The organism is Wolbachia endosymbiont of Nomada ferruginata (assembly GCF_001675785.1).
Lineage (GTDB): Bacteria > Pseudomonadota > Alphaproteobacteria > Rickettsiales > Anaplasmataceae > Wolbachia > Wolbachia pipientis.
Window position 1 is genome coordinate 1 of sequence record NZ_LYUY01000073.1, and the last position, 7,211, is coordinate 7,211.

A 7,211-nucleotide genomic window follows, 5' to 3' on the forward strand; every position below is an offset into this window, starting at 1 on the left:
TATTTTGCTTTTCTATATGGCTGATTCCTTATCAATTCCTGCGCTTTTTGCCATTTTTCTTTTTCTATTATTGCCTCATGCTTTCCCTCATACTCTTTCTCATAATGTCTTATCTTTCCCACATATATTGGATTTGTTATTATTCTTCTCACCGTCGCTTTCTTAAATATCTCTCCTCCTTGTACTTTTCCCGATTTTGCTTCAAACTTCTTTGTTCGGTATCCCTCTCTATTTAACTCTCTTGCCAATTCTGCCATTGATTTTAGCTCCATATAACTCTCAAATATATGTTTTACTATTTTCGCTTCTTTTTTATTTATTATTAATTCTTTATCTTTTACATCATATCCAAGAGGTAAAGTTCCACCCATCCATAAACCTTGCTCTTTTGATGTTGCTATTTTATTTTTTACTCTCTCAACTATCATCTCTCTTTCTAGTTGTGCTGCTCCTGACAATACCGTTTGTACAAACTTTCCCATTGGCGTATTATTGTCAAATATCTGTGTTACTGCTACAAAATTTACTCTATGCCTTCTAAAAAATGACGTTACTTCTATACTATCTTTTGTTTCTCTTGATAACCTATCTAGTGTATATACTACTACACAGTCTATCTCTCCTCCTTTAACATCTTCAAATAATTCCTTTATTGCTGGTCTTTCTAAATTTTTCCCTGAATATCCTCCATCATCGTACCTTTTGGCCAATATTACCCAGCCTTCTCTGCTCTTTATGTACTTTTCACATGCTACTCGCTGGGCATCAAGGCTATTAAACTTCTGCTCGAGACCATCTTCATTTGATTTTCTTGTATATATCGCACACCTTACCTCTTTTAGCATTTTATTCTCTTCAACTTTCATTTTTATCACGCATCCCAAATAATAAAGGTCCGTTGTAGCTCATTCCCATTATTTTTCCGGCTACTGCTGATAATGATGTGTAAAATTCTTCTCTGTAGATTAAACCCTTATCTGTTACCATTACCGCATGCGTTTCCTCACCTCTCTCTAGTATTAATTCTGTACCTTCTACTGGTAATTTATCGCTACTTATTCTTTTTCCCTTCTCTAGCCGATCTGCCAGATACTCTAGTCTTTTTGTCCCCTTTCTTGACATTTCTCCATACGCTTTTTCCTGCATTCTATAAGCTAATCTTGGTATCAGATATTTCTTTGAGTATCTAGGCACTTCTTCTCCATATACCTTCTTCCATATTTTTCTCAGCTCATCCAAAGGTTTTCTCTCTAAATTCATTACTTTCTTTTCTGTTTCTTCCTCCATATTTTCAGCCTCTCATAGAAGGTTCTATTTATTCAAATAACTTTTCAATTCTGTCCGTTTCTTTCTTCAATACTTCAGTTACTTCTTTACTATTTTTTGCATAATCTATTGCTGTCATCCCACATTCATCCTCTTGTTCTATTTCTCCTCCAGCTTTTACCAGCTCCTCCACTATTTCTTTTTCACCTACCATGCACGCAAGGTGTAGAGGTATGCATTTATTTCCATATTCCTCAGCATTTACGTCTGCTCCTGATTTTATCAATTCCCTCACGATTTCTAGACGTTTCTCCGTTACCGCTAGGTGCAGTGCTGTGTATCCTTTCACATCTGCTGCATTCACATTCGCTCCTTTTTCGACTAATAACTCCACTGTTTTTACCTCTACTGCATAATGTAGAGCTGTTCTTCCATTCTCGTCTCTTTCATAAATATTTTTAAATGAGCTCTCTAACAATTCTTTTGCTGACTTATTAAATTTGCCAAGCTTTAACATAATCCACCTCACCTTTTCTTTAAATTTAAATCCCTCTTTTAAACCTTCCTTTTCGCTACCTCATCTATCATTTCGTTCACTTTGCTCATTATCTTGCTTGCTAAATTTTGACATTCTTTCTTTATTAGCGATTTGTCTCTCTTCCTTATTTCTCCTATCTCTATTATTTTTAGCTCCGGCATGTAGCTCCCATTCAACATGTCTGCTATTTCTCCCACTAGCCCCTCTATTCCATAGCACGTCAGTTCTCTACTTTTTGTTATTCCTCCTTTTTCTCTCAAAAATTTACTCGCCTTTTCACTCTCTTTGCTATCACATAGACGATACTTTTCACTTTCCCAGATGTAATACATTGGCGTTGCGCCGTACTTATTCAGTTGATTAACTTCAGCTCCAGCCTTTACCAGCTCTTTTATTATTTCAACTCCTGCTCCTCCCATCTTGCACGCAGAGTGGAGTGGCGTACATCCAGTGACATATTGAGTGGCATTTACTTCTGCTCCCGACCTTAGCAGCACTTTTACATTTTCTAAGCTTTTCGCAAATACTGCACAGTGTAGTGGCGTATAACCATTTTTATCTCTTGCATTAACCTCTGCTCCTTTTTTTATTAATAATCTCACTGTTTTGTAATCAGAGATTTCTACTGCTTGATGCAAGATCGTCTCTCCTTCTTCATTTCTTTTATTAATGTCTTTAAATCCGTTACTTGATACTTCTTTAAAAAACTTACTCTTGCTAAAACTCATTTCATACCTCACAAAATTAGCTTTTCTAGCGCCAGACAAATTTCTTATATTTACCTGCTGCTATTCAAGTCATGTCCTTTTTAGCATGAGAAAGCAAGTCCTTTTCTTTTTATTTCATACATTTTAACCTATTATTAATATAATATATGAGGATCTAAATATAAGTATTTAACTTATTACACATATTGCTTGACTATTTTTCCAACTTCTGTGCAAATGTCGATGTTCGTGCCATTTCAGTACTCCTGGGTAAAATACCAAAATATGCTTTTCTAATTCATGTATTGAGTCTTTTTGCTCTAAATCGTTTTTATAGTAAACATTGTGTTCTGCTAAAACATAGTTTGTAATCTTCTGATCAGTATAATTTTCTACTTTGTAGTGGTGAGTAACGCTAAACCTTTCTAAAATTGGTTTGTGTTTTAAATTCCAACGTTGCCATGAAAGTTTATCGTTTCCCAATACAAATTTATTTCCTTCTTCTTCTATGCTACCAACCGGAAAGCACGCATTTATTTCTCCTAAGTTCCAACTGTCCGATAATACTATTTGTGCCTTAGCAAACTTTATTTCTGGTAATAAACTTTGTGGTAATGGATATAGTGCTTTTAAATTGTACCACTGATGACTCCTTTCATAGATGCCTTTGTAATCCTTTGTATGAGTTTCTGTCTCTCCAAGTACTGCTACATCTAATCGATATATGTCATTACTAAATGTTTGTTCATAATGGTTGCGTAGATAACTCTCTATAACCTTAATTGACGTAACACTAAACCTGAAGAAATTTACTCTTCCAAACGATAACACTGGCCCATCTTTTTCAACCTTTCTACCTGAATAGTCTGATAGTAAGCTGCCAAATATACTCTCACCTAAAATAAACCTATCAACGTTGTAATAATCGTTAAAAATCCTCATTAATCGCGATCTTGCTGGTAATGATAGTTTTGCAAGTTCTACTACTGCATCTACAAAAAAGTCATTTGGAACATCCCTTATCCCTATCTGCAGTTCAAAAAAATGTTTACCAGGTGGTTCTTCGATAATTGTAATATCTTCTATATTTGCCCATTTTAGTGCTATTTTGAGTGAGGCAGGTGTTCCACGTAGTCTTTGAAATTTTACTCCTTCTACTATGGCTTTTCTTCTATCTTTTACCCAGTGTAATATTTCCCCCAATTCATATTCCTCAATCAACCACGGCAATGTTTCTCCTTTTAGGTTGAACTTAAATCCTCTGATACAGCTTGGATCAACCTTATAATCTGTTGCATCTACTAGCGCTTTTTCTTGTTTGGTTGCATTTGGTGGCAGTAACATTAATTCAACTCAATCTTTAAATTTCTCAAATTTGCACATTCGTTACCTAGCACCATAACATCCTCTCTTGGCTCGATTAATTCCACATTTTCTACACCATCTACAAATAGATTCGCTATTATCCACGATCTTGTTACACTCCACCCTAATCTTTTTGCTAATTCAAACTTCTTAATAAACTGCTTCTTGATTTCTTCCTCTGATATTACAGGACTTATGCTCATTCTGCTGTGAATATCTATTTCCGTAATATTGCAACCAATTACTGTTATCGTATCTGTTAAAACCCTTATATCATCTCTAGTAACCTGCTTTTTTACAATTTCAAGTAGTTCTTCTGACACTATGCCAGTTGTTGTAGATAAAATTGAGATCTCTACACTTCCTGCCACTTTTGACTCAACCAATGCATCTTTTACTCTACTATCTGCTGACAGTGCATGATAACGATAATACTCCTTGCTTCCACACGTGCTTGAGCCTACTATCTTTGCTTTAATTCTTTTTCTAAATCGTTCGTCCTCTTCTTCTTTTTCTCTCTCTACTCCATAAAATTCAGCTAAATTATCAAGATCTTCTCCCGTTGCAAATTTTAGTAAATTGCTCTTTACTGATTCATTTATTCTTTGTCTTAGTAACAATTCCCTCCATGCTGCTACTTCTAATACCTTCATCGCTGGGTCACTTTCTACTAATGCTGTAAAACTTTCATCACACTTCACTAACTCTTCCTTCATCCGAGCAAAAATCTCTTCAAAGTTCAGTGGTTCGATAATATTTGGCTGCTGCATTTTTAAACAACTACTCCATTAATATTTATGAACTTACCTTCTGAAAGATAGACACCTTCTAAATTCAATGTTACTCTCCCTTCTTTTACTCCTTCAACTTTTACTTTTTCTAACTTAAATCTCTTTTCCCATTTTTCCAAAGCTTCTCCTGTTGCTGCATATATCTCAAGTGTTAAATCTCTATTTATTGGCTTATCCACCAATTCAAATAATCTTGACCCATAATCTCTCCTCATTATTCTACTGTTTACTGGAGTGGTCAGTATATCAATTATCGATTGCTTTAAGTGCTCTATTCCTTCTAACGCTTTTCCTGTTTTAGCATCCATACCCTTCATTTCTATTTTGCAAAAACGCTTTCACTGCCTTTTATTACTTTAAAACCACATGAAACTATATCTCCTACTCTTCCTACACTAAGACCATTTGCAAACACTGTTTTTGATCCTTGAATCATTACTTTTCCTTCACTAAAACTGTCTCCTTGTCTACATATTGACTTACCGTTTACAAAAACATTATTACTTCCGCTAATGCAGAAATGCGGTGTTACTTCTACACAATAATCTCCTACTCGTACAACCGATTTATTCATTTAATTAAGGTTTATTCTATCTGCTTTCAGTTTTATTTCGCTCTTCGTCATCTCTATGCTCGATTCCCCAGCTTTCAGTGTTATTTTGTCTACTACTTCAATCTCTAAATGATGCTTCTCTTTATCATATAACAATCTTGTTCCATCCTGAAACTTCACACTATTTATTTCTTTTTTATTCTCTGGTGCAGAGTATTTTTCCTGATATATTCCTCCTAATACCACTCCTAATGATAGTTCACCAAGAGGAGAAAATACCATTACTTGTTCATCGATATCTGGAGGAGACCAATCTCTATCTTTTCCTGCTTTGCTTGTTATCCATGGCAGATAATCTGTTACAATATCTCCTATTTTCACTCTTACTTTTGCTTTTTCATAATCTACTTCTTTCACCAATCCAATACGGATAATATTCGCTAATTTTCTATTTAGCTCTGAAATTGCAAAACTATGGTCTAACATGCACTTCACCTATCTCAATAACATGTGGCATTATGCCAGTTGACCATACTGATTTACCCACGTGTACCTCATGAAACCATTCAACTAGCCACACAAGATAAGCATCCAATTCTGGCCTAAATCCGTCAATTTCTGCAGATATAAATTCACCTGGTGAAATATTTTTCATATTCCAAGTATTCTTATTTACTACTCTCACAACCTCAGCAGCTAGTGTTCTAACAACTACCGAGGAATCCTCGACTGTTCCATCAACGACAATCCTCGCTTCAAACCTGGCTTTCAATGCTAATTCTTCTGTTCCAGGATCTTTTCCAGATTCTAAACTCACAAGCTCTACAAATAACGCTGGCGCTAATAATTCTTTTCTTATCGATGGATAAATTTCACAAGTTTGAATTGCTGGTATTTCTCTCTTCAGCGTAGTGCAGATTGCGTTATGCAAATCTTTAAAATTCATGCATTTCTTGTAATATAACTCAATTCACGTTCAAAGAACTTTTCAAACACTTCCTCAACCTCATAATTAACAAGATTTCCTATTATCCTTGAAGCCTCTAGTTCGAGTGGCAACTTAACTTCCTTTATTGGCAATGCTGCTCTTCCTTCACGTTTAAACATACCGCTATTTCCTTTTGGCATAACTGCTGCAAATCCTCCTATAAACTCATGCTTTCCTACTTTCGATCCTCTTCTTGTTTTTTGTATCTTGCCAATTGTCGATGCTCTAATGTCATAGAGATTTGCTCTAATTAACACTTCTAATCTGCTAGTTTTCGCCTTAAAAATTCTTAATCTCTTTCTTATCAAACTTAATTTTATCTTCTTTTCCTCACTGATTTCCTTAGCTGCTTGCGCTTTTAACCATAGTGCCGTTTTGTTTAACGCTTTTATAGTTGCCAGTTTTATTTTCTGCTCTTTTCTTTCAATATTGGAGATTATTTCATTAATATTGTTACTAATCAAACACTTTCTATTGCCTCAATTTTCCATATTTCACTCGAAGAATCTTTTAACGGTGGTTCAAAAATCTTGTAGAACCTTTTTTCAATCTTGATATAATTACCTATGCTAAAGGAAGTAACGTCCTGATCACGTATTTCTATAGAAGCAATTTGCTGAGTTAATGCTCCATCTGCACCTAGAGAGTACGTAGTCTCAGGACGTTTAATTAGCACTTTTATTTTACGAATACTCTCCTTATTTTTATTACAATATATGGCTTCCACTCCTAAATGCTCAAAACAATCTTCCAATAATTTTCCTATATTCATCAACTAGAACTAATTTTTACCAAAACTGCCGGACGATGGCACATTGGCAGAGGGTTCGACTGCGTATGTAAATCAGTCCCTCTATCAAACCTCCTTGGCTCTTGTTTTGCATATAGTGGCTGTCCAAGAGTATTTACTGTCTCATTAAAGTCTGCTGGTGCAAAATATGTTGTAAATGTGCTCGCTGTTCCTAGTGGAAAACAGTGCCCTGTATCTTTCTCAATAAATCTT

Annotated in this window: 13 protein-coding genes; all 13 read right to left on the minus strand. The window is 35.1% G+C overall.

Annotated elements, in window-relative coordinates; genetic code table 11:
* A partial coding sequence (locus BA053_RS04610; protein WP_167347176.1) for a recombinase family protein occupies window positions 1-845 on the minus strand: 845 nt, incomplete at its 3' end.
* Between the two features lie 10 nt (window positions 846-855).
* On the minus strand, window positions 856-1,287 hold the full coding sequence (locus BA053_RS04615) for a DUF2924 domain-containing protein (RefSeq protein WP_065106815.1): 432 nt from the start codon (window positions 1,285-1,287) through the stop codon (window positions 856-858).
* Window positions 1,288-1,315: 28 nt separating this feature from the next.
* Window positions 1,316-1,783, minus strand: a complete 468-nt coding sequence (locus tag BA053_RS04620) for an ankyrin repeat domain-containing protein (protein ID WP_065106816.1) — start codon at window positions 1,781-1,783, stop codon at window positions 1,316-1,318.
* A gap of 38 nt (window positions 1,784-1,821) precedes the next feature.
* Complete coding sequence (locus BA053_RS04625) at window positions 1,822-2,532, minus strand: ankyrin repeat domain-containing protein (protein ID WP_065106817.1); 711 nt, start codon at window positions 2,530-2,532, stop codon at window positions 1,822-1,824.
* 168 nt (window positions 2,533-2,700) lie between these two features.
* Window positions 2,701-3,855 carry a phage tail protein gene (locus BA053_RS04630; protein WP_065095014.1) on the minus strand — a complete coding sequence of 385 codons (1,155 nt, stop codon included), beginning with the start codon at window positions 3,853-3,855 and terminating at the stop codon, window positions 2,701-2,703.
* On the minus strand, window positions 3,855-4,646 hold the full coding sequence (locus BA053_RS04635) for a baseplate assembly protein (RefSeq protein ID WP_065095015.1): 792 nt from the start codon (window positions 4,644-4,646) through the stop codon (window positions 3,855-3,857). Before BA053_RS04635 ends, BA053_RS04630 begins: the two co-directional genes overlap by 1 nt.
* A 2-nt stretch (window positions 4,647-4,648) precedes the next feature.
* Window positions 4,649-4,984: a GPW/gp25 family protein gene (locus BA053_RS04640; RefSeq protein ID WP_065095016.1), complete on the minus strand. Its 336-nt coding sequence runs from the start codon at window positions 4,982-4,984 to the stop codon at window positions 4,649-4,651.
* A gap of 2 nt (window positions 4,985-4,986) precedes the next feature.
* Window positions 4,987-5,241 carry a PAAR domain-containing protein gene (locus BA053_RS04645; protein ID WP_065106818.1) on the minus strand — a complete coding sequence of 85 codons (255 nt, stop codon included), beginning with the start codon at window positions 5,239-5,241 and terminating at the stop codon, window positions 4,987-4,989.
* On the minus strand, window positions 5,242-5,706 hold the full coding sequence (locus BA053_RS04650) for a phage baseplate assembly protein V (RefSeq protein ID WP_065095149.1): 465 nt from the start codon (window positions 5,704-5,706) through the stop codon (window positions 5,242-5,244). It abuts the gene before it with no gap.
* On the minus strand, window positions 5,693-6,166 hold the full coding sequence (locus tag BA053_RS04655) for a hypothetical protein (RefSeq protein ID WP_065095150.1): 474 nt from the start codon (window positions 6,164-6,166) through the stop codon (window positions 5,693-5,695). Before BA053_RS04655 ends, BA053_RS04650 begins: the two co-directional genes overlap by 14 nt.
* Complete coding sequence (locus BA053_RS04660) at window positions 6,163-6,672, minus strand: phage tail protein (RefSeq protein WP_410543229.1); 510 nt, start codon at window positions 6,670-6,672, stop codon at window positions 6,163-6,165. Before BA053_RS04660 ends, BA053_RS04655 begins: the two co-directional genes overlap by 4 nt.
* A complete protein-coding gene (locus tag BA053_RS04665) occupies window positions 6,669-6,980 on the minus strand; it encodes a head-tail joining protein (RefSeq protein ID WP_065095020.1) in 312 nt (103 codons plus the stop codon). Before BA053_RS04665 ends, BA053_RS04660 begins: the two co-directional genes overlap by 4 nt.
* A partial coding sequence (locus BA053_RS04670; protein ID WP_174525433.1) for a major capsid protein occupies window positions 6,980-7,211 on the minus strand: 232 nt, incomplete at its 5' end. The genes BA053_RS04670 and BA053_RS04665, both read right to left, overlap by 1 nt.

What these genes read in the sequence shown, in the direction of transcription:
- BA053_RS04615 (WP_065106815.1), bottom strand. Translation starts at nt 1,287, where the DNA reads ATGGAGGAAGAAACAGAAAAGAAAGTAATGAATTTAGAGAGAAAACCT.
- BA053_RS04620 (WP_065106816.1), bottom strand. Translation starts at nt 1,783, where the DNA reads ATGTTAAAGCTTGGCAAATTTAATAAGTCAGCAAAAGAATTGTTAGAG.
- BA053_RS04625 (WP_065106817.1), bottom strand. Translation starts at nt 2,532, where the DNA reads ATGAGTTTTAGCAAGAGTAAGTTTTTTAAAGAAGTATCAAGTAACGGA.
- BA053_RS04630 (WP_065095014.1), bottom strand. Translation starts at nt 3,855, where the DNA reads ATGTTACTGCCACCAAATGCAACCAAACAAGAAAAAGCGCTAGTAGAT.
- BA053_RS04635 (WP_065095015.1), bottom strand. Translation starts at nt 4,646, where the DNA reads ATGCAGCAGCCAAATATTATCGAACCACTGAACTTTGAAGAGATTTTT.
- BA053_RS04640 (WP_065095016.1), bottom strand. Translation starts at nt 4,984, where the DNA reads ATGAAGGGTATGGATGCTAAAACAGGAAAAGCGTTAGAAGGAATAGAG.
- BA053_RS04645 (WP_065106818.1), bottom strand. Translation starts at nt 5,241, where the DNA reads ATGAATAAATCGGTTGTACGAGTAGGAGATTATTGTGTAGAAGTAACA.
- BA053_RS04650 (WP_065095149.1), bottom strand. Translation starts at nt 5,706, where the DNA reads ATGTTAGACCATAGTTTTGCAATTTCAGAGCTAAATAGAAAATTAGCG.
- BA053_RS04655 (WP_065095150.1), bottom strand. Translation starts at nt 6,166, where the DNA reads ATGAATTTTAAAGATTTGCATAACGCAATCTGCACTACGCTGAAGAGA.
- BA053_RS04665 (WP_065095020.1), bottom strand. Translation starts at nt 6,980, where the DNA reads ATGAATATAGGAAAATTATTGGAAGATTGTTTTGAGCATTTAGGAGTG.